Consider the following 20545-nt stretch of genomic DNA (forward strand, 5'->3'; position numbering starts at 1 on the left):
ACAATGGGGGCATGAGCGACCGCCCAGCCCCCCTCGCCGATCCGCACCTCCTCTTCGACCCCGCGGCCGGCCGGCGGGACATCGTCATCCTCGGGTCCACCGGGTCCATCGGGACCCAGGCCATCGACCTCGCCCTGCGCAACCCCGACCGGTTCCGGGTGACCGCGCTGTCCGCCGCCGGCGGGCGCGTCGGGCTGCTGGCCGAGCAGGCCCGGCAGCTGCGCGTAAACACCGTGGCCGTCGCCCGCGAGGACGTCGTACCGGCCCTGAAGGAGGCGCTGAACGCCCAGTACGGCGCCTCCGAGCCGCTGCCCGAGATCCTGGCCGGGCCCGACGCGGCGACCGAGCTCGCCGCTTCCGAGTGCCACACCGTCCTCAACGGCATCACCGGTTCCATCGGCCTCGCGCCGACCCTCGCCGCGCTGCGGGCGGGCCGCACCCTGGCCCTGGCCAACAAGGAGTCGCTGATCGTCGGCGGACCGCTGGTCAAGGCCCTCGCGAAGCCCGGCCAGATCATCCCGGTCGACTCCGAGCACGCGGCCCTCTTCCAGGCCCTCGCCGCCGGCACCCGGGCCGATGTCCGCAAGCTCGTGGTCACCGCCTCCGGCGGGCCCTTCCGCGGCCGCACCCGCGCCGAGCTGGCCGGCGTCACCGTCGAGGACGCCCTCGCGCACCCCACCTGGGCCATGGGCCCGGTGATCACCATCAACTCGGCGACCCTGGTCAACAAGGGGCTGGAGGTCATCGAGGCGCACCTGCTCTACGACATCCCCTTCGACCGCATCGAGGTCGTGGTCCATCCGCAGTCGTACGTCCACTCGATGGTGGAGTTCTCCGACGGCTCCACGCTCGCCCAGGCCACGCCGCCGGACATGCGCGGACCCATCGCGATCGGCCTCGGCTGGCCCGAGCGCGTCCCGGACGCGGCCCCCGCCTTCGACTGGACCAAGGCGTCGACCTGGGAGTTCTTCCCGCTGGACACCGAGGCCTTCCCGTCGGTGGGACTGGCCCGGCACGTGGGCGGCCTTGGCTCCACCGCCCCCGCCGTGTTCAATGCGGCGAACGAGGAGTGCGTCGAGGCGTTCCTGGCCGGTCGGCTGCCGTTCACAGCAATCATGGATACGGTCTCTGCCGTGGTCGATGAGCACGGGACGCCGGACGCGGGAACTTCTCTCACCGTCGCAGACGTCCTCGAAGCGGAGACCTGGGCCAGGGCCCGGGCACAGGAGATGGCGGCCCGGGCCGCCGTGGAGGCGCGCGCATGACAGCACTCATGACGGTGCTCGGAATACTCATCTTCGTATTCGGGCTGCTCGTCTCCATCGCCTGGCACGAGCTCGGCCACCTCTCGACGGCCAAGCTCTTCGGCATCCGCGTGCCCCAGTACATGGTCGGCTTCGGCCCGACCATCTGGTCGCGCCACAAGGGCGAGACCGAGTACGGGATCAAGGCCATCCCGATGGGCGGCTACATCCGCATGATCGGGATGTTCCCGCCCGGCGAGGACGGCAAGGTGACCGCCCGGTCGACCTCGCCGTTCCGTTCGATGATCGAGGACGCGCGCTCGGCGGCGTACGAGGAGCTCCAGCCCGGCGACGAGACGCGGCTGTTCTACACGCGCAGGCCGTGGAAGCGCGTGATCGTGATGTTCGCCGGCCCGTTCATGAACCTGGTGCTGGCGCTGGCGATCTTCTTCGGCGTCTGGATGACCTTCGGGATCAACCAGACGACCACGCAGGTCGCGAACGTCTCGCCGTGCGTCATCCAGCAGAGCGAGAAGCGCGAGATCTGCAAGGCCGGAGACCCGGTCGCCCCGGCCAAGGCCGCCGGCCTGCTGGCCGGGGACCGGATCGTGGCGTTCAACGGCCACAAGGTGGTCGACTGGGCCGCCCTGCAGAAGCAGATCCGCGACACCGTCGGCCCCGCCACGGTCACGGTCGTCCGGGACGGGAAGCAGCAGACCCTCCCGGTCAACCTGATCGAGAACAAGGTCGCCAAGACGGACGGCCACGGCGGGTACGTCAAGGGCCAGTACGTGACGGCCGGCTGGCTCGGCTTCAGCCCGAAGAGCGAGATCGCCCCGCTGTCCTTCGGCCAGTCCGTGGACCACATGGGCGAGGTCGTCGACAACAGCGTCCAGGGGCTGCTCAAGCTGCCCGCCAAGATCCCGGCCCTGTGGGACGCGGCCTTCAGCGGAGCCGAGCGCGAGCCCGACTCCCCGATGGGCATCGTCGGCGCGGCCCGGATCAGCGGCGAGATCGCCACCCTGGACATCCCGGCCGAGCAGCGGCTGGTGTTCTTCCTTCAGCTCGTCGGGTTCTTCAACCTCTCGCTGTTCCTGTTCAACATGCTCCCGCTGCTCCCGCTCGACGGCGGGCACATCGCGGGCGCCCTGTGGGAGTCGGTCCGGCGCACCGTGGCCCGGGTCTTCCGGCGCCCCGACCCCGGCCCGTTCGACGTGGCGAAGCTGATGCCCGCCGCGTACGTGGTGGCAGGAGTGTTCGTCTGCTTCACGCTGCTCGTGCTCGTGGCCGACGTGGTGAACCCGATCAAGATCACCTAGTACGTCCGCATGTGCGTCAGCCTTACGGGGAGCCGGGCACGCTTCGTGCCCGGCTCCCTACGTTCGGGTGTTCCGGGCCCTCGGATGCAGGGGCCGCCCCGTGGTTGGCGTAATCTCGAAGCCTGGAGCCCGCCGATCTCGGGACCTTGATCCACACCTTGGGGTTGCACAGCAGATGACTGCCATCTCTCTCGGAATGCCGGCCGTGCCGACGAAGCTTGCCGACCGCAGGGTCAGCCGCAAGATCCAGGTCGGTTCGGTGGCCGTCGGTGGCGACGCACCCGTTTCGGTGCAGTCGATGACCACCACCCGTACCTCCGACATCGGCGCCACGCTCCAGCAGATCGCCGAGCTGACCGCCTCCGGCTGCGAGATCGTCCGCGTGGCCTGCCCGACCCAGGACGACGCCGACGCCCTCGCCGTCATCGCGAAGAAGTCGCAGATCCCGGTCATCGCCGACATCCACTTCCAGCCCAAGTACGTGTTCGCCGCGATCGACGCCGGCTGCGCCGCCGTCCGCGTGAACCCGGGCAACATCAAGCAGTTCGACGACAAGGTCAAGGAGATCGCGAAGGCCGCCAACGACGCGCGCACTCCGATCCGCATCGGCGTCAACGCCGGTTCCCTCGACGCCCGGCTGCTCAAGAAGTACGGCAAGGCCACCCCCGAGGCGCTCGTCGAGTCCGCGCTGTGGGAAGCCTCCCTCTTCGAGGAGCACGGCTTCAGCGACATCAAGATCTCGGTCAAGCACAACGACCCGGTCGTCATGGTCAACGCCTACCGCCAGCTCGCCGCCCAGTGCACGTACCCGCTGCACCTCGGCGTCACCGAGGCCGGCCCCGCCTTCCAGGGCACCATCAAGTCCGCCGTCGCCTTCGGCGCGCTGCTCTCCGAGGGCATCGGCGACACCATCCGCGTCTCCCTCTCGGCCCCGCCGGTCGAGGAGGTGAAGGTCGGCATCCAGATCCTGGAGTCGCTGAACCTCAAGCCGCGGCGCCTGGAGATCGTCTCCTGCCCGTCCTGCGGCCGCGCCCAGGTGGACGTCTACAAGCTGGCCGAGGAGGTCACGGCGGGCCTGGAGGGCATGGAGGTCCCGCTGCGCGTCGCGGTCATGGGCTGCGTCGTCAACGGCCCGGGCGAGGCCCGCGAGGCCGACCTCGGTGTCGCCTCCGGCAACGGCAAGGGCCAGATCTTCGTGAAGGGCGAGGTCATCAAGACCGTCCCCGAGTCGAAGATCGTGGAGACCCTCATCGAAGAGGCGATGAAGATCGCCGAGCAGATGGAGAAGGACGGCGTGATGTCCGGCGAGCCTACCGTCGCCATCGGCGTCTGAGCACCCCGGGCGCCCCGGCGGCGCCCCGCACGCATCGGCCCCGGCCCCGTTCCCGCAGCTCGCGGGCGGGGCCGGGGCTTTTTCGTGACCCGTGGGACCAGGCATCCTCCGGTGGCGGCGGGTACAGTTCGGAGATCAGCAGACTTGTATGGTGAGGCCCCAGTGTTGACGCAGACCACCACCCGGGTCCTTGAGCCCAGTGATCTCGACGCCGCCCTCGAAGTCCTCGGACGCGAGCCGGTCGAGAACGCCTTCGTCACCTCCCGGGTCCAGGTCGCCGGACTCGACCCCTGGCGGCTGGGCGGCGAAATGTGGGGCTACTACGCCGACGGGGAACTGCGCTCCCTCTGCTACGCGGGCGCCAACCTGGTCCCCGTCTGCGCCGACTCCGACGCCGTACGCGCCTTCGCCGACCGGGCCCGCCGCACCGGCCGCCGCTGCTCCTCCATCGTCGGCCCCGCCGACGCCACCCGGCTGCTGTGGCGGCTCCTGGAGCCCAGCTGGGGACCCGCCCGCGACGTCCGCTCCCACCAGCCGCTCATGGTCACCGAACAGGCGGCCGCGGACGTGCGCCCCGACCCGCTGGTGCGGCGGATCCGCAAGGACGAGATGGACCTGATCATGCCCGCCTGCGTGGCCATGTTCACCGAGGAGGTCGGCGTCTCGCCGATGGCCGGCGACGGCGGGCTGCTCTACCAGGCCCGGGTCGCCGAGCTGGTCGCCACCGGCCGCTCCTTCGCCCGCATCGAGGACGGCAAGGTCGTCTTCAAGGCGGAGATCGGCGCCGCGACCGCCAGGGCCTGCCAGATCCAGGGCGTGTGGGTGGACCCCGAGTTCCGCGGCCGCGGGCATTCCGAGACGGGGATGGCGGCCGTCGTCGAGTACGCGCTGCGCGATGTCGCGCCCGTGGTGAGCCTGTACGTCAACGACTTCAACACCGCGGCCCGTGCCGCGTACCGCCGCGTCGGCTTCCGCGAGGTGGGCGCGTTCATGAGCGTGCTGTTCTGACGCGCCGCTCCGTTCGGTGCACCGTCGTCGTCGGGGGCGCCGCCCCCGAACCCCCGCGCCTCGAACGCCGGCGGGGCTGAGCGCGGTAGGGGTGGGGGCCGTACGGACGGGGTGGGGGAACGCCCAGTAAGGTCGCGGCATGCTGCCTACCCCCGGGGGCGACGACCCCGACCGGCCCGCCGGACTCCGCATCGGCTCCCTGGACCTCGCCGACCGCGTGGACGAGGCGCTGCGCGTGCAGGCCGTGGCCTTCGGGCTCAGCGAGGAGGAGGTCGGCATCCGGCGCTACATCGTGCAGCGCCACATGACCTGCCGCGGAGCCCGCGCCCTCGGCGCGTTCACCGAGGACGGCGCCCTCGCCGGGTTCGTGTACGGGATGCCGAACGACCGGGCGTACTGGTGGTCCTCGGTCGTCGAGCCGTACCTGCGGGCCGAGGGTCACGACGGCTGGCTCGACGGTGCCTTCGTGATCACCGAGCTGCACGTCCACCCCGGCTTCCAGGGCCACGGCGTCGGCCGCACCCTCATCACCCGGCTCACCGACGCCGCCGAGGAGCCCCGCTCCATCCTCTCCGCCATCGACACCGAGAGCCCGGCCCGCGGGCTCTACCGGTCCCTCGGCTACACGGACCTGGCCCGCCAGGTGCACTTCCCGAGCGCGAGCCTCCCGTACGCCGTGATGGGGGCCCCGCTGCCGCTGCGCCGTCCCTGAAACGGGTTTCCGGGGCGCCGGGTGCCCCGGGTAGCCTCCCGTCATGTCATCGCAACACGTGCAGCGCATGTCCCGCCTCATGGCCAAGACCCTCCGCGAGGACCCGGCCGACGCGGAGACCCTCAGCCACCGGCTCCTCGTCCGCGCCGGATACGTCCGCCGCAGCTCCGCGGGCGTGTGGACCTGGCTGCCGCTCGGCAAGAAGGTCCTCGACAACGTCTCGCGCATCGTCCGCGAGGAGATGGACGCCATCGGGGCCCAGGAGGTGCTGCTCCCGGCGCTGCTGCCGAAGGAGCCCTACGAGGTCAGCGGACGCTGGTCGGAGTACGGGGACCTGCTCTTCCGGCTCAAGGACCGCAAGGGCGCGGACTACCTGCTCGGCCCCACCCACGAGGAGATCTTCACCCTGGTGGTGAAGGACCAGTGCACGTCCTACAAGGACCTGCCGGTCATGCTCTACCAGATCCAGACCAAGTACCGCGACGAGGCCCGGCCGCGTTCCGGCGTGCTGCGCGGGCGCGAGTTCCAGATGAAGGACTCGTACTCCTTCGACGTGAGCGACGAGGGCCTCGCGGAGTCCTACGCCCTGCACCGGGCCGCGTACCAGCGGATCTTCGAGCGCCTCGGCCTGGACCACCGCATCGTGTCCGCGGTGTCGGGCGCGATGGGCGGCTCGGCGTCCGAGGAGTTCCTGGCACCCGCGCCGGCGGGCGAGGACACGTTCGTGGACTGCCCGTCGTGCGACTACGCGGCGAACACGGAGGCGGTCACCTTCGCGCTGACGCCGGTGGACGCCGAGCACCCCGCGCTCGAGGAGGTGGACACCCCCGACACCCCGACGATCGAGACGCTGGCGGCGCACCTGGGCGTGCCGGCGTCGGCGACGCTGAAGAACCTCCTGGTGAAGGTCGACGGCGAGATCGTCGCCGTGGGCGTTCCCGGTGACCGGGAGGTGGACCTCGGCAAGCTCGGCGAGCATCTGGCCCCGGCGGTGGTGGAGTTGGTGACGGCCGAGGACTTCGTCGACCGGCCGGACCTGGTACGCGGCTACGTGGGCCCGCAGGGCCTCGGCAAGGTCCGCTACCTGGCCGACCCCCGTGTCGCGCCCGGCACTTCGTGGGTGACGGGAGCCAACCGCGACAACACGCACGCCCGGAACGTGGTGTGCGGGCGCGACTTCGAGGTGGACCAGTACCTCGACGTGGTCGTCGTCGAGCCCGGCGACCCCTGCCCGCGCTGCGGGGCCGGCCTCCGGCTGGACCGCGCGATCGAGATCGGGCACATCTTCCAGCTGGGCCGCAAGTACGCGGACGCGTTCGGGCTGGACGTGCTCGGCCGGGAGGGCAAGCCGGTCAGGGTCACGATGGGTTCGTACGGCATCGGCGTCTCGCGGGCGGTGGCCGCGCTGGCCGAACAGACCGCGGACGAGAAGGGCCTGGCCTGGCCGGCGGCGGTGGCCCCGGCGGACGTCCACGTGGTGGCGGCGGGCAAGGCGGTGCCGTTGGCGCTGGCGGAGCGGGCCGCCGAGGCCCTGGCGGGGTCCGGGCTGCGGGTCCTGCTGGACGACCGGCCCGGTCTGTCGCCGGGCGTGAAGCTCACGGACGCGGAGCTGATCGGTGTCCCGTGGATCCTGGTCGCGGGCCGCCGCTCGGCGGACGAGGTGGTCGAACTCCAACACCGCGCCACGGGCACCCGCGAGGAACTCCCCCTGAGCGAAGCCCTGTCCCGCTTGACGGCTTGACGGCCGGCGTTTGAGGCGCGGGTCCGGACAGAGCCCGGGAAACGGAGAAAGGGCGGGGCGGCGAGAAGAGCCCCGCGCAGCGGCAACGATCAGCCGGCCTGCGGTTCGTCCGTGCCAGGTGCCCCGGAGCCCCGCCCGGCGGCGCCCGGGGCCGGGCCCGGCGAGCCGTCCACGCTCGGTCCCGCGTGCGGCAAGCCTTCCGGCACGGGGCCCGAATCCGGGCAGCCGTTCAACGTGGGCCCGGGGTCCGCGGAGCCGTCCAACGCGGGGCCCGGGCCCAGGGAGCCGTCCACTGCGGGGCCGGGGTCCAGGGAGCCGTCCACTGCGGGGCCATCGTCCGGGGAGCCGTTCAGCGCGGGGCCGGCGTCCGGCGAGGCGTTGAGTTCCGGGTCGGGAGTCGGCGAGGCCAGCGCGGGGCCGGCGTCCGGCGAGGCGTTCAGCGCGGGGTCGGGGGCCGACGAGGCGTTCAGCGTCGGGCCGGGGGGCGGCGTCGGGTCCGTCGGCGGCTGCGTCGGGGCCGCTCGTTCCAGGAAGCGGAGGAGTTCCACCGGGAACGGAAGGACCAGCGTGGAGTTCTTCTCCGCCGCCACTGCCACCACCGTCTGCAGCAGACGCAGCTGGAGCGCCGCCGGCTGCTCCGACATCACCGCCGCCGCCTCGGCCAGCTTCCTCGAAGCCTGAAGCTCCGCATCCGCGTTGATGACCCGCGCCCGCCGTTCGCGGTCCGCCTCCGCCTGCCGTGCCATCGACCGCTTCATCGTCTCCGGCAGCGAGACGTCCTTGATCTCGACCCGGTCGATCTGCACGCCCCACCCCACCGCCGGGCTGTCGATCATCAGCTCCAGGCCCTGGTTCAGCTTCTCGCGGTTGGACAGCAGATCGTCCAGGTCCGACTTGCCGATGATCGAGCGCAGCGAGGTCTGCGCCATCTGCGAGACCGCGAAGCGGTAGTCCTCCACCTCGATGATCGCGTTCGCCGGGTCCACGACCTTGAAGTACACGACCGCGTCCACCCGCACCGTGACGTTGTCCCGCGTGATGCCCTCCTGCGCAGGCACCGGCAGCGTCACGATCTGCATGTTCACCTTGTGCAGGCGGTCGACGAACGGGAGGATCATGGTGAAGCCCGGTGCACGGACCCCCTCCCGCAGGCGGCCGAAGCGGAAGACCAGGCCCCGCTCGTACTGCCGCACCACCCGTGCGGCCACGCCCGCGTACGCCGCGACTCCCACGGCCGCTGCGATTCCCGCTGTCAGCAGTTCCTGGACCATGACGGCCTCCTGCGGGGCACCTACCCGTATCTACGGTATGCCCTACAGCCAGGCCGCGAACTCCAGCAGCAGCTCCGCGTCCCGGCGCCGCCCCGCCGCCAGCGCCCGGTTCCCGGACTCCACCGCGCGGAACAGCGTCCAGCCCCGCAGTCGGTCCCGGTCCACCTCCAGGGAGTCGGCCAGCTTGTTCACCCGGCGCCGGGCGCCCGCCGCCCCCGCCGAGGACGCGACCTGGTCCTCCAGCCGGTCCCGGACCAGCCGGGCCAGGTCGTACGCGCGCTCCCCGACCAGCGGGTCCGGGCCGACCGCCAGCCACGGCGCCCGCTCGCCCGCCAGCACCTTGCCCTGCCGGAAGTTTCCGTGCAGCAGCAGCTCTTCGCCGGGCAGCGCCGTCAGCTCCTCGCGGACCGCGAGCGCGGCGGACGCCAGCGCCTCGGCCTCCGGCGGGGCCTTGCGCAGCACCTCGGCCTGCTGCGCGGTCCGCTCGGCCACCGTCTCGAACGGGTGCCCCGCCGCAGGGGCCACCCACAGCCTGCGCAGCGTCCCGCTCGCCTCCAGCAGGGCTTTCGCCTCCGGAAGCGACCGCAGCGACACCTCCGGGTGGAGCCGCTCCAGCAGCAGCGCCCCGTCCTCCTCGTGGTGCCGGGTGTCGAGGACCCGTACGGCGCCGAACCCGCCCCAGTGGGCCAGCGCGGCCAGCTCCCGGTCGGGCCGCGCGGACTGCGGAGCCAGCTTCACCGCGGCCGGGGTCCCGTCGGCGTAGTGGACGAGGACGACCAGACTGCTCCGGCCTCCCGGGGCCTGCACCCGCTGGGCCAGCACCCCACGCCGGGCCAGCGCCTCCTCGGCGAGCCGGGGCAACTGCCCCAGCCAGTCCGCGTTCTGCGCCGGTTCCGGCGTCTCGCCGAGCGCCCGTACAAGCCGCTGCGGCGGTTCGAAAGCCATGCGTGCGTGATCCCTTTCAGCTGGTCCGGGCTCGTTCTCCACGTTCCGTGAGCCCAGGGAAGGCTACGCCGACACCACGCCAGCGTGCCGCGCGCACGGCCGCGGCGCTCAGCGCGTCGGCCGCCTCGCGGCGCAGCCGGCCGTCCGCCGCCCGCACCAGATCGGAGTATGCGCCCGCCACCCGGTCCTCGATCTCGGCGGCCAGCCGCTCGGCATCGGCCGGCGTGCGCACCTCGAAGGGCAGCGCGTACGCCGCCTCCGCGGGCCGCGGCGAACCGCCCATCTCGCGCACCGTCCGGGCGAGCGCGTCCCGCCGGGACAGGTGGCCTCCGTGCGCCTCGCGGGCCTCGGCGGAGCGCGCGGAGGAGGCGCGCGCGCCGATGACCCCGTAGCCGTACGCGGCCGCGTGCTCGGCGGCGAGCGCGGACTGCGCGGCCTCGAGGGCGCGGTTCGCGGGGGAGGGATCGGGCTTCACGGCGTGGCTCCCTGGGGCGAGGTCAGCAGGTAGGCGTGTACGGCGCCGCACGCGGCCACCGAGGCCAGCAGCCGGGCCAGCTCCCCGGGCGCCCCGGCCAGGGCGATGGTCCGGGCCTCGGCGAGGCTCCGCTCGGCGTCCGCGAGGGCGGTCAGGGCCTCTTCGGGCTTCGGCGGCACGGGCTCGCCGCTCACCGCCGGGGCCCCGGCCGGCGCGGAGGCGGCTGCGGAGGGCGAGGCGGAGCCCGCGGGCTTGCCGGGCGCGGAGTCCGCGGAGGCCAGTGCGCCGGTGTGCGAGGCGACCGAGGCCCGCAGCGGTGCGAGGCGCGCGGCCAGGGCCGGATGGGCGGCGGCGGTGGCGTCGTAACGTTCCAGCAGCCGCTCGCTGTCCCGAACGGCCGTCTCGCGCATCCGCCGTTCGAGTGGAACCCCGGCCGCGGTGTCCGGCGAGCCGTCCCCGTCGGAGCACCCGGTGAGCAGCGCGGTGCCGGCCACGCCGGCGGCGCCGGCGAGCAGGCTCCTGCGGGAGAGCCGCAAAGGCGAAGTCCAGGGCACGGCGACGTCCTCGAAGGTGGTGACGGAGCAGGGTGTGATCACCGTACCCGGGGCCCTGTCCCCACGGAGGACGGCAACACCCTCCGCGACCGGATACCCTTTGACCTGACACGCGACGTAAACCACAACAGCACACGCGGCCGAGGAGTCACCCGGATGAGCACCACCCAGAGCGACAGGCTGCGCGGATTGCTGGAGCCGCTCGTCGCCGCCAAGGGCCTGGATCTCGAGGACATCGAGATGTCCAAGGCCGGCAAGCGCCGGATGCTGCGCATCATCGTGGACTCCGACGAGGGCGTGGAACTGGACGCGTGTGCCGAGCTGAGTCGCGAGGTCTCCGACAAGCTCGACGAATCCGATGTGATGGGCGAGGACGAGTACGTCCTCGAAGTGAGCTCGCCGGGCGCCGACCGCCCGCTGACCGAGCACCGTCACTACGTACGGGCGATCGGCCGCCTCGTGAAGTTCCAGCCGGTCGAGGGCGGGGAACTGATCGCCCGCATCCTCGACGTGGACGACGAGGGAATGGACCTCGAGGTTCCGGGCGTGAAGGGCCGCAAGGCGACCGCCCGTCGTATTGCTTTTGCCGACATCGCCAAGGCGCGGGTCGAGATCGAGTTCAACCGCAAGGACAAGAAGGAAGAGGAGGCGTAGCCGTGGACATCGACATGAGTGCCCTGCGGGGTCTGGTCCGGGAGAAGGAGATCTCCTTCGACCTGCTCGTCGAGGCGATCGAGTCGGCCCTCCTCATCGCGTACCACCGCACCGAGGGCAGCTTCCGGCGCGCGCGCGTGGAGCTGGACCGCACCAACGGCCACGTCGTCGTGTGGGCGACGGAGGACCCGCGGGACCTGGAGGAGGGGCAGGAGGCCAAGGAGTTCGACGACACCCCGTCGGACTTCGGCCGGATCGCCGCGACGACCGCCAAGCAGGTGATTCTGCAGCGTCTGCGCGACGCCGAGGACGACCTGACCTTCGGCGAGTTCGCCGGCCGTGAGGGCGACGTCATCACCGGTGTCGTCCAGCAGGGCAAGGACCCCAAGAACGTCCTCGTCGACATCGGCAAGCTCGAGGCCATCCTGCCGGTGCAGGAGCAGGTCCCCGGCGAGGAGTACACGCACGGTCTGCGGATCAAGGCGTACGTCGTACGGGTGGCGAAGGGTGTCCGCGGCCCGTCCGTGACCCTGTCGCGCACCCACCCCAACCTGGTGAAGAAGCTCTTCGCGCTGGAGGTCCCGGAGATCGCGGACGGCAGCGTCGAGATCTCGGCGATCGCCCGCGAGGCCGGCCACCGCACCAAGATCGCCGTACGGTCCACCCGCTCGGGCCTCAACCCGAAGGGCGCCTGCATCGGCCCGATGGGTGCCCGTGTGCGCAACGTCATGGCCGAGCTGCACGGCGAGAAGATCGACATCGTCGACTGGTCGGACGACCCGGCGGAGATGGTCGCGAACGCGCTGTCACCCGCCCGGGTGAGCAAGGTCGACGTCGTCGACTGGGACTCGCGCTCCGCCCGGGTGACCGTGCCCGACTACCAGCTGTCGCTGGCCATCGGCAAGGAGGGCCAGAACGCCCGCCTCGCCGCGCGGCTCACCGGCTGGCGCATCGACATCCGTCCCGACACCGAGGTGTCCCCGGACGCCGACCGGGGCCGGGACGGGGAATAAATCCGCTACCCGCCGGAGCTGTCCGGCGGGTAGACAGGATCAAGACAGCAGATCTCGACAACATCCGTTCGATTTTTCGCCCGAAGGGGTGAGGTCGGTGCGGGGAGGTAGACTTAGGCGTGTCTGGCCGGACGCAAGCCCGCGCATGCCCCGAACGCACCTGTGTGGGGTGTCGGGAGCGAGCGGCCAAGAGCGATCTGCTGCGCATCGTGGCGATCGGGGACGAATGCGTCCCTGATCCAAGCGGTACGCTGCCCGGCCGGGGCGCCTATGTGCACCCTGCCGTGGTCTGTCTGGACAAGGCGGTCCGTCGCAGAGCGTTCCCCCGGGCCCTTCGGTCCCCGGGAGCACTCGACACGACCGGACTGAGCAAAGCCGTGGCCGTCGTGGCCGAGGCGACACCGTAAGAAGTAGTACGGCACGGATACCCCGTGCGGTCAGGTACCTCGCGAGTTGGAAGTAGGTCGAGATTGCGATGAGCACTCGATGAGTACGCGATGAGTACGCCCATGAAGTAGCGACGGTCCGGCGTAACCCGGACCTAAAAGGAGCGAAGTGGCTAAGGTCCGGGTATACGAACTCGCCAAGGAGTTCGGAGTTGAGAGCAAGGTCGTCATGGCCAAGCTCCAGGAACTCGGTGAGTTCGTCCGTTCGGCGTCCTCGACGATCGAGGCGCCGGTTGTACGCAAGTTGACTGACGCACTGCAGGGGCCCGGCGGCAACGCCGGCAAGTCCGCTGCGAAGCCGGGTGCGCCCCGCAAGGCCGCGCCCGCCAAGCCCGGGGCTCCCACCCCGGGTGCTGTTGCACGTCCCGCTGCCCCCAAGCCCGGCGCACCGGCCCCCAAGCCGGCCGCTGCCGAGGCTCCGGCTCCCAGCGCGTCCGCCCCGGTGACTCCGGCCGCTTCCGGCCCGCGTCCCGGTCCCAAGGCTCCGGCCGCCCCGAAGCCCGCTCCGGCGGCTCCCGTGGCGACCGAGTTCTCCGCGCCTCCGGCGGCCCCGGCCGCTCCGGCGCGCACCGAGCGTCCCGCCGGTCCCGGCGCGACCCCCGGCCCGCGTCCGGCGCAGCAGCGTCCCGCGGCCCAGGGTGGCCAGGCCGGTGCCCGTCCCGGCGCTCCGCGTCCGGCCGGCTCCGCCCCCGGCGGCCAGGGACAGCGTCCCGCCGGTCCCGGTGGCCAGGCCCCGCGTCCGCAGGGCGCCCGTCCGGCCGGTCCCCGTCCGGGCAACAACCCGTTCACCTCTGGTGGCTCCACCGGCATGGCGCGCCCGCAGGCGCCCCGTCCGGCCGGCGCTCCCCGTCCCGGTGCCCCCGGCGCCGGTGGCGGCCAGGGTGCTCCCCGCCCGCAGGGTGGCCCCGGCGGCGCTCCGCGTCCGCAGGGTGCCGGTGCGGGTCGTCCGACCCCGGGCGGCATGCCCCGTCCGCAGGGCGGCGCCCCGCGTCCGGGTGGTGCTCCCGGTGGTAACCGTCCGAACCCGGGCATGATGCCGCAGCGTCCCGCTGCCGGTGGTCCCGGTCCCCGTCCCGGTGGCGGCCCCGGTGGCCGTGGTCCCGGTGCCGGCGGCCCGCGTCCCGGTGGTGGCGCCGGTCGTCCCGGTGGCGGCGGCTTCGCCGGCCGTCCGGCCGGTCCCGGCTCGCGTCCCGCGGGCGGCGGCGGCTTCGGCGGCCCGCGTCCGGGTGGCGGCGGCTTCGGCGGCGGCCCGGCCGGCGCCGGTGGCGGCGGTCGTCCCGGCTTCGGTGGCCGTCCCGGCGGTCCCGGTGCCCGTGGTGGCACGCAGGGTGCCTTCGGCCGTCCCGGCGGGCCCGCCCGTCGCGGTCGCAAGTCGAAGCGTCAGAGGCGCCAGGAGTACGAGGCCATGCAGGCCCCGTCGGTCGGCGGCGTGATGCTGCCCCGCGGCAACGGCGAGACCGTTCGCCTGTCGCGCGGTGCGTCCCTCACCGACTTCGCCGAGAAGATCAACGCCAACCCGGCGTCGCTGGTCGCGGTCATGATGAACCTCGGCGAGATGGTCACTGCCACGCAGTCCGTCTCCGACGAGACCCTCGAAATGCTGGCCGGCGAGATGAACTACCAGGTTCAGATCGTCAGCCCGGAGGAAGAGGACCGCGAGCTCCTCGAGGGCTTCGACATCGAGTTCGGCGAGGACGAGGGCGGCGAGGAATTCCTCATGCCGCGTCCGCCGGTCGTCACCGTCATGGGCCACGTCGACCACGGTAAGACCCGACTGCTCGACGCCATCCGCAAGACGAACGTCGTTGCGGGCGAGGCCGGCGGCATCACCCAGCACATCGGTGCCTACCAGGTCGGCACCGAGGTCAACGGTGAAGACCGCAAGATCACCTTCATCGACACCCCGGGTCACGAGGCGTTCACCGCCATGCGTGCCCGTGGTGCCAAGTCGACCGACATCGCGATCCTCGTGGTCGCGGCCAACGACGGCGTCATGCCGCAGACGATCGAGGCGCTGAACCACGCCAAGGCCGCCGGCGTCCCGATCGTCGTCGCGGTCAACAAGATCGACGTCGAGGGTGCCGACCCGGTCAAGGTGCGCGGTCAGCTCACCGAGTTCGGTCTGGTCGCCGAGGAGTACGGCGGCGACACGATGTTCGTCGACATCTCCGCCAAGCAGGGTCTGCACATCGACTCCCTGCTGGAGGCCGTCGTCCTCACCGCCGACGCCTCGCTCGACCTGCGTGCCAACCCCGAGCAGGACGCTCAGGGTATTGCGATCGAGTCCCACCTCGACCGCGGCCGCGGTGCCGTCGCCACCGTCCTCGTCCAGCGCGGTACCCTCCGCGTCGGCGACACGATGGTCGTGGGCGACGCCTACGGCCGAGTGCGCGCCATGCTCGACGACAAGGGCAACAACGTCGAGGAAGCGGGTCCGTCGACCCCCGTCCTGGTCCTGGGTCTCACCAACGTCCCCGGCGCCGGCGACAACTTCCTCGTCGTCGACGAGGATCGCACCGCCCGTCAGATCGCCGAGAAGCGTGCTGCGCGTGAGCGCAACGCCAACTTCGCCAAGCGCGTCCGCCGGGTGTCCCTGGAAGACCTCGACTCGGTCCTCAAGGCCGGTCTGGTCCAGGAACTCAACCTCATCATCAAGGGCGACGCGTCCGGTGCGGTCGAGGCTCTCGAGTCCTCGCTGCTCCAGCTCGACGTCGGCGAAGAGGTCGACATCCGCGTCCTGCACCGCGGTGTGGGTGCGGTCACCGAGTCCGACATCGCCCTGGCGATGGGCTCCGACGCCATCGTCATCGGTTACAACGTCCGTGCGGCCGGCCGTGCCGCGCAGATGGCGGACCGCGAGGGTGTCGACGTCCGCTACTACTCGGTGATCTACCAGGCCATCGAGGAGATCGAGGCGGCCCTCAAGGGTCTGCTCAAGCCGGAGTACGAAGAGGTCGAGCTCGGTACGGCGGAGGTCCGCGAGATCTTCCGCTCGTCCAAGCTGGGCAACATCGCGGGTGTCCTCATCCGCTCCGGCGAGGTCAAGCGCAACACCAAGGCGCGGCTCCTGCGCGATGGCAAGGTCATCGCCGAGAACCTCACCATCTCCGGTCTGCGCCGCTTCAAGGACGACGTCACCGAGATCCGCGAGGGCTTCGAGGGTGGTATCAACCTCGGTTCCTTCAACGACATCAAGATCGACGACGTCATCGCGACGTACGAGATGCGCGAGAAGCCCCGCGCGTAAGCGCGAGGCGGTTCGTACCGTGTCGTAACACCGGGGCCGGTCGACGGAATATCCGTCGATCGGCCCCGGCCGTTGCGTGTACGGTTCTGGTGACCCTGCCGCGCGACGGCCGGCAGGCCACCGAACCCGCACCGGCGGGATATCCGGAACTGAATGTACGTGGGGACTCTGTCCTTCGATCTGCTCCTCGGCGACGTCCACTCGCTGAAGGAGAAACGCTCCGTCGTCCGGCCCATCGTGGCCGAGCTCCAGCGCAAGTTCTCGGTCAGCGCGGCCGAGGTGGGGGACCAGGATCTGCACCGCAGGGCCCGTATCGGGGTCGCGCTGGTCAGTGGGGACACGGGGTTCCTCTCGGACGTACTGGACCGCTGCGAGCGGCTGGTCGCGGCACGTCCGGAAGTGGAGCTGCTGTCGGTGAGACGGCGGCTGCACGGTGATGAAGACTGATTGCAAGACAAAGAAGGAGACGGACCAGTGGCCGACAATGCGCGGGCGAAGAAGCTGGCGGACCTCATCCGGGAGGTGGTGGCCGAGAAGCTGCAGCGTGGTGTCAAGGACCCCCGCCTCGGTACGCACGTGACCATCACGGACACCCGGGTCACCGGCGACCTGCGGGAGGCCACGGTCTTCTACACGGTCTACGGTGACGACGAGGACCGCGCCAGCGCGGCAGCGGGTCTCGAAAGCGCCAAGGGCGTACTGCGCTCCGCGGTCGGCCGGGCGGCGGGCACCAAGTTCACGCCCACCCTGACCTTCGTCGCGGACGCCCTCCCGGAGAACGCCAAGACCATCGAGGACCTCCTCGAGAAGGCTCGGACCTCCGATGCCCAGGTGCGCGAGGTGTCCTCCGGCGCCCAGTACGCCGGCGACGCCGACCCGTACAAGAAGCCCGGTGAGGACGCCGACGACTCCGACGAGGACGCAGCCGCGGAATGAGCACCAACGCAGGGAAGACTCCGGACGGCCTTGTCATCGTCGACAAGCCGTCCGGCTTCACTTCGCACGACGTGGTCGCCAAGATGCGCGGGATCGCCAAGACCCGCCGCGTCGGCCACGCCGGCACGCTCGACCCGATGGCGACGGGCGTCCTCGTCCTGGGTGTGGAGAAGGCCACCAAGCTCCTCGGCCACCTCGCGCTCACCGAGAAGGAATACCTCGGGACGATCCGCCTTGGTCAGAACACCCTGACGGACGACGCGGAGGGTGAGATCACCTCCTCGACGGACGCCTCCGCGGTGACCCGAGAGGCCGTGGACAAGGGCATCGCCAAGCTGTCCGGCGAGATCATGCAGATCCCGTCGAAGGTCAGCGCCATCAAGATCAAGGGCGTGCGCTCCTACAAGCGCGCGCGGGACGGTGAGGACTTCGAGATCCCGGCCCGGCCGGTGACCATCTCCTCGTTCCAGGTGTACGACATGCGGGACGCGGAGGCCGAGGACGGCACCAAGGTCGTCGACCTGGTGGTCTCCGTGGTCTGCTCCAGCGGTACGTACATCCGTGCCCTGGCCCGTGACCTGGGCGCCGACCTCGGCGTCGGCGGGCACCTCACCGCGCTGCGGCGCACCCGGGTGGGCCCGTACAAGATCGACCGGGCGCGGACCCTGGACCAGCTCCAGGAGGAGCTGACCGTCATGCCGATCGGCGAAGCGGCAGCCGCCGCCTTCCCGCGCTGGGACCTGGACGCCCGGCGGGCCTCGCTGCTCGCCAACGGCGTGCGGATCGAGATGCCGGACGCGTACCCCGCCGGCAAGACGGTGGCGGTCTACGGGCCGGAGGGCCAGCTGCTCGGGCTCGTGGAGAGCAAGGGCGGCAAGGCGAAGTCACTGGCCGTCTTCGTCTGATCCGCTTTGACGTGGAGCGGTGAGCGCACATCGCCTGCTGCTCACCGCTCCACGACCCCCCTCGGGTAGGTGTCTATCCAGCCGGACCCCCGGATTCACCCGTCCGAGCAGGCGCGCGGAGTGACTGGAGGGAGCGTAAGGGGGCGCTTTTGCCACCCGTGCTCCTCCTCTTGGCGTGAAGGCGCCGGCCGCCCCCGCCGAAGCCCACTACCCTCCCGCGGCCCCACCAGGCTTTATGCCGCTGTCCGGCGCCGGGGGCGCGGGCGGGCCCGGGTACTCGGGGAGACAGGACGGCACCAGCGCCGTCTTGAGCGAGCCGAAGGACACCGCCTTGGGGTTGGCCCGCGACTGTCCGAGCACGAGCGTGCGCCCCGGCGGAAGCGTCGTCGAGTTGATCTTCAGTACGAATCCGCTGCCGTCGCTGCCGAGCAGACCCTCCGCGGAGTCGAAACCACCGGCCGGCCCTTGGGCGCATTGCGCCGCCGGGACCTTGGGAACCAGGGCGACGCTGACGCCCAGCGCGCGGAGCTCGCCCTCGAGCCCGGGCATCCCCTCTGGATGGAAGAGCCTGACCGTGATGGTCCCGTCGCTGCCCGTGGTCACGGCGTACGCGGCTGAAGAGCCCCCGTCGTCGCCGACCGCCGGCAGGGCGACCAAGAGGCCGGCGGCCGCCGCCGCTGCCACGCCTATGGCGAGCGGCATCCGGAACCGGCGGGCGGGGGAGCGGACGGCGAAGTCGGCCTGCTCCTCGAGCCTGCTCCGGTCGGCGGCGATCGCCAGGAGCTCCTCCTTGAGACGCTCCTCGAACCGGGTGGGCCTGCCGTTCATCGTGCTGCCTCCAACTGGTGTGCAGGGACGGTGTGTTCGGGCGGCGTGGGCGCGGTCCGCAGAATGCGCCGGGCGCGGTGCAGGCGGACCCGGACGGTGGCCTGGGTGACGCCGAGGGCCTGCGCGGCCTCGGCCGGGCTGAGCCCGTCGACGACGACCAGGTCGAGGACGGCTCGAAGCGGCTCGGAGAGGGCGGCATGTCTCTCCGCCAGCGCCCGGAACGCCCGCTGGGCGTCGATCCGCTCCTCCAGCGCGGCGACGTCCTCGTCGTCGAGCAGCCGGCGGCCGCTCAGCCGCTCCAGTGCGCCGCGCTCGCGAGCACGGCCGCGGGCATGACCCGCCAGGACACGCCGCGCGATGCCGTACAGCCAGGCGACCGGGACGCCCCGGTCGGACCGGTAGCCCGGAGCGGCCTTCAACGCCGCGAGGAAGATGTCGGCCGTCAGGTCCGCCGCCAGATGCGGGTCGGCGACGCGGCGCGTGACGAACCCCAGAACCGCGTCTATGTGCTCCTGGTAGAACGCCCCGAATCCTTCGGGCGTGGTCAGATCCGGCGGTCCGATCCCCGCCGGCACGGTCTCCTGCTCGGTGCTGCCCACCGGGCCCCCTCCCTGGTGTCCGGGACCCGTACCGGCCCCTCTACCCCTTACTTGGCCGCAGCCGCCCCCGCCGTTACATCCGCGAGCCGGGGCTCGGCCCTGCCGAGATGACACAGAGCGCCCCCAGCCAGATGCCGATGCGGGGCCCCGGGCACGGGCATGGCAGTCTTAGACCTGCAATCGGCAACCAGGACAGGGCCTACACGGTTCGGGCGAGGAGCGGTCACAGTGCAGCGCTGGCGTGGCTTGGAGGACATCCCCCAGGACTGGGGACGCAGCGTCGTCACCATCGGCTCGTACGACGGTGTGCACCGGGGCCATCAGCTGATCATCGGGCGGGCCGTGGCCAAGGCCCGCGCGCTCGGCGTCCCGTCGGTCGTCGTCACCTTCGACCCGCACCCCAGCGAGGTCGTGCGCCCGGGCAGCCACCCGCCGATCTTGGCCGCGTACGACCGCCGTGCCGAACTGATGGCCGGGCTGGGGGTGGACGCGCTGCTGATCCTGCCGTTCACGGCGGAGTTCTCGCAGCTCTCCCCGGCCGACTTCATCGTGAAGGTGCTCGTCGACAAGCTGCACGCGCGGGCCGTCATCGAGGGCCCGAACTTCCGCTTCGGCCACCGGGCCGCCGGAAACGTCGACTTCCTCCGCGAGCTGGGCGGCACGTACGACTACGAGGTCGACGTTGTGGACCTCGTCGAGCGGGGCGCGGCGGGCGGTGGCGTGCCGTTCTCCTCGACCCTGGCTCGAAGGCTGGTCGCAGAGGGAGACATGGCGGGTGCAGCCGAGATCCTCGGAAGGCCGCACCGGGTCGAGGGCGTCGTCGTGCGCGGTGCCCAGCGCGGGCGCGAGCTCGGTTTCCCGACGGCCAACGTCGAGACGGCCCCGCACACCGCCATCCCGGCGGACGGCGTGTACGCGGGCTGGCTCACGGCCAACGGCGAGCGGATGCCGGCGGCGATCTCGGTCGGCACGAACCTGCAGTTCGACGCCACCGAGCGGACCGTGGAGGCGTACGCGATCGACCGGATCGGCCTGGACCTGTACGGCCTGCACGTGAGCGTGGACTTCCTCGCGTACGTGCGCGGCATGGCGAAGTTCGAATCGCTGGACGGCCTGCTCGAGGCCATCGCCGACGACGTGAAGCGGGCGCGGACGCTGACCGAGACGTACGACGCGGAGCACTGAGCCGCGGGCGGCCGCCCCCGGCGCGGGGGGGGGGGGGGGGGGGGGCCCGGGGGGGGGGGGGGGGGGGGGTTTGTGGGTTGGGTGGGGGGGGGGGGGGGGGGAGGTGGGGGGGGGGGGGGGGGTGTTGGTG

At 71.8% G+C, this 20545-nt stretch carries 20 protein-coding genes; 14 read left to right on the plus strand and 6 right to left on the minus strand.

The features are described from left to right. The first annotated feature begins 11 nt into the window (after nt 1–11). The 6 genes from dxr (at nt 12) to ACZ49B_RS02835 (ending at nt 7357) form a co-directional block, all read left to right on the plus strand. Nucleotides 12–1265: a 1-deoxy-D-xylulose-5-phosphate reductoisomerase gene (dxr, locus tag ACZ49B_RS02810; RefSeq protein WP_468299760.1), complete on the plus strand. Its 1254-nt coding sequence runs from the start codon at nt 12–14 to the stop codon at nt 1263–1265. Continuing rightward, complete coding sequence (locus ACZ49B_RS02815; protein WP_468299762.1) at nt 1262–2563, plus strand: M50 family metallopeptidase; 1302 nt, start codon at nt 1262–1264, stop codon at nt 2561–2563. The genes dxr and ACZ49B_RS02815 overlap by 4 nt, the downstream gene beginning before the upstream one ends. 175 nt (nt 2564–2738) lie before the next feature. After that, the gene (gene ispG, locus ACZ49B_RS02820; protein WP_383515159.1) at nt 2739–3896 is read left to right on the plus strand and encodes a flavodoxin-dependent (E)-4-hydroxy-3-methylbut-2-enyl-diphosphate synthase; all 1158 of its coding nucleotides are present in this window, start codon (nt 2739–2741) and stop codon (nt 3894–3896) included. A gap of 162 nt (nt 3897–4058) precedes the next feature. Continuing rightward, entirely contained in the window at nt 4059–4904 is an 846-nt protein-coding gene (locus tag ACZ49B_RS02825; RefSeq protein WP_468299764.1) for a GNAT family N-acetyltransferase, read from the plus strand. A 139-nt stretch (nt 4905–5043) separates the two neighbouring features. Continuing rightward, a complete protein-coding gene (locus ACZ49B_RS02830) occupies nt 5044–5616 on the plus strand; it encodes a GNAT family N-acetyltransferase (RefSeq protein ID WP_468299766.1) in 573 nt (190 codons plus the stop codon). Between the two features lie 43 nt (nt 5617–5659). Continuing rightward, nucleotides 5660–7357 carry a proline--tRNA ligase gene (locus ACZ49B_RS02835; RefSeq protein WP_468299768.1) on the plus strand — a complete coding sequence of 566 codons (1698 nt, stop codon included), beginning with the start codon at nt 5660–5662 and terminating at the stop codon, nt 7355–7357. A gap of 89 nt (nt 7358–7446) precedes the next feature. On the opposite strand, the gene ACZ49B_RS02840 is transcribed toward ACZ49B_RS02835, so the two are convergent. The 4 genes from ACZ49B_RS02840 to ACZ49B_RS02855 are packed head-to-tail and all read right to left on the minus strand — an operon-like array spanning nt 7447 to nt 10644. Continuing rightward, on the minus strand, nt 7447–8628 hold the full coding sequence (locus tag ACZ49B_RS02840; RefSeq protein ID WP_468299770.1) for a slipin family protein: 1182 nt from the start codon (nt 8626–8628) through the stop codon (nt 7447–7449). Between the two features lie 42 nt (nt 8629–8670). Then, nucleotides 8671–9573, minus strand: coding sequence for an aminoglycoside phosphotransferase family protein (locus ACZ49B_RS02845; protein ID WP_468299772.1), 903 nt, complete (start codon nt 9571–9573; stop codon nt 8671–8673). 16 nt (nt 9574–9589) lie between these two features. After that, the gene (locus ACZ49B_RS02850) at nt 9590–10048 is read right to left on the minus strand and encodes a ferritin-like domain-containing protein (RefSeq protein WP_468299774.1); all 459 of its coding nucleotides are present in this window, start codon (nt 10046–10048) and stop codon (nt 9590–9592) included. Then, the gene (locus ACZ49B_RS02855) at nt 10045–10644 is read right to left on the minus strand and encodes a hypothetical protein (RefSeq protein WP_468299776.1); all 600 of its coding nucleotides are present in this window, start codon (nt 10642–10644) and stop codon (nt 10045–10047) included. Before ACZ49B_RS02855 ends, ACZ49B_RS02850 begins: the two co-directional genes overlap by 4 nt. Before the next feature lie 114 nt (nt 10645–10758). Between ACZ49B_RS02855 and rimP the strand changes: the two genes are divergently transcribed. The 7 genes from rimP (at nt 10759) to truB (ending at nt 17803) form a co-directional block, all read left to right on the plus strand. Continuing rightward, nucleotides 10759–11256 carry a ribosome maturation factor RimP gene (gene rimP / locus ACZ49B_RS02860; RefSeq protein WP_468299778.1) on the plus strand — a complete coding sequence of 166 codons (498 nt, stop codon included), beginning with the start codon at nt 10759–10761 and terminating at the stop codon, nt 11254–11256. Between the two features lie 2 nt (nt 11257–11258). Continuing rightward, entirely contained in the window at nt 11259–12269 is a 1011-nt protein-coding gene (nusA, locus tag ACZ49B_RS02865; protein WP_468299780.1) for a transcription termination factor NusA, read from the plus strand. 119 nt (nt 12270–12388) lie between these two features. Beyond that, nucleotides 12389–12676: a YlxR family protein gene (locus ACZ49B_RS02870; RefSeq protein ID WP_078622365.1), complete on the plus strand. Its 288-nt coding sequence runs from the start codon at nt 12389–12391 to the stop codon at nt 12674–12676. Between the two features lie 148 nt (nt 12677–12824). Further along, nucleotides 12825–15962 (plus strand): translation initiation factor IF-2, encoded by a 3138-nt coding sequence (gene infB, locus ACZ49B_RS02875; protein WP_468299782.1) that lies wholly within the window; start codon nt 12825–12827, stop codon nt 15960–15962. 153 nt (nt 15963–16115) lie between these two features. Beyond that, complete coding sequence (locus tag ACZ49B_RS02880) at nt 16116–16409, plus strand: DUF503 domain-containing protein (RefSeq protein WP_030161467.1); 294 nt, start codon at nt 16116–16118, stop codon at nt 16407–16409. Nucleotides 16410–16436: 27 nt separating this feature from the next. Beyond that, nucleotides 16437–16898 carry a 30S ribosome-binding factor RbfA gene (rbfA, locus tag ACZ49B_RS02885; RefSeq protein WP_030708679.1) on the plus strand — a complete coding sequence of 154 codons (462 nt, stop codon included), beginning with the start codon at nt 16437–16439 and terminating at the stop codon, nt 16896–16898. After that, complete coding sequence (truB, locus tag ACZ49B_RS02890; protein WP_468299784.1) at nt 16895–17803, plus strand: tRNA pseudouridine(55) synthase TruB; 909 nt, start codon at nt 16895–16897, stop codon at nt 17801–17803. Before rbfA ends, truB begins: the two co-directional genes overlap by 4 nt. Before the next feature lie 207 nt (nt 17804–18010). On the opposite strand, the gene ACZ49B_RS02895 is transcribed toward truB, so the two are convergent. Both ACZ49B_RS02895 and ACZ49B_RS02900 read right to left on the minus strand, forming a co-directional pair. Then, a complete protein-coding gene (locus ACZ49B_RS02895; protein ID WP_468299786.1) occupies nt 18011–18631 on the minus strand; it encodes a hypothetical protein in 621 nt (206 codons plus the stop codon). Next, nucleotides 18628–19230 (minus strand): RNA polymerase sigma factor, encoded by a 603-nt coding sequence (locus ACZ49B_RS02900; protein WP_468299788.1) that lies wholly within the window; start codon nt 19228–19230, stop codon nt 18628–18630. Before ACZ49B_RS02900 ends, ACZ49B_RS02895 begins: the two co-directional genes overlap by 4 nt. Nucleotides 19231–19458: 228 nt before the next feature. Here ACZ49B_RS02900 and ACZ49B_RS02905 point away from each other — a divergent pair, with 228 nt between their 5' ends. Next, entirely contained in the window at nt 19459–20415 is a 957-nt protein-coding gene (locus ACZ49B_RS02905; RefSeq protein ID WP_468299790.1) for a bifunctional riboflavin kinase/FAD synthetase, read from the plus strand. Nucleotides 20416–20545: the final 130 nt, after the last annotated feature.

Source organism: Streptomyces sp. NPDC031132 (genome assembly GCF_055570595.1).

Bases quoted from the DNA above. Each gene is read 5' to 3' on its own strand.
- dxr (WP_468299760.1), top strand. From the start codon at position 12: ATGAGCGACCGCCCAGCCCCCCTCGCCGATCCGCACCTCCTCTTCGAC.
- ACZ49B_RS02815 (WP_468299762.1), top strand. From the start codon at position 1,262: ATGACAGCACTCATGACGGTGCTCGGAATACTCATCTTCGTATTCGGG.
- ispG (WP_383515159.1), top strand. From the start codon at position 2,739: ATGACTGCCATCTCTCTCGGAATGCCGGCCGTGCCGACGAAGCTTGCC.
- ACZ49B_RS02830 (WP_468299766.1), top strand. From the start codon at position 5,044: ATGCTGCCTACCCCCGGGGGCGACGACCCCGACCGGCCCGCCGGACTC.
- ACZ49B_RS02835 (WP_468299768.1), top strand. From the start codon at position 5,660: ATGTCATCGCAACACGTGCAGCGCATGTCCCGCCTCATGGCCAAGACC.
- ACZ49B_RS02840 (WP_468299770.1), bottom strand. From the start codon at position 8,628: ATGGTCCAGGAACTGCTGACAGCGGGAATCGCAGCGGCCGTGGGAGTC.
- ACZ49B_RS02845 (WP_468299772.1), bottom strand. From the start codon at position 9,573: ATGGCTTTCGAACCGCCGCAGCGGCTTGTACGGGCGCTCGGCGAGACG.
- rimP (WP_468299778.1), top strand. From the start codon at position 10,759: ATGAGCACCACCCAGAGCGACAGGCTGCGCGGATTGCTGGAGCCGCTC.
- ACZ49B_RS02880 (WP_030161467.1), top strand. From the start codon at position 16,116: ATGTACGTGGGGACTCTGTCCTTCGATCTGCTCCTCGGCGACGTCCAC.
- truB (WP_468299784.1), top strand. From the start codon at position 16,895: ATGAGCACCAACGCAGGGAAGACTCCGGACGGCCTTGTCATCGTCGAC.
- ACZ49B_RS02895 (WP_468299786.1), bottom strand. From the start codon at position 18,631: ATGAACGGCAGGCCCACCCGGTTCGAGGAGCGTCTCAAGGAGGAGCTC.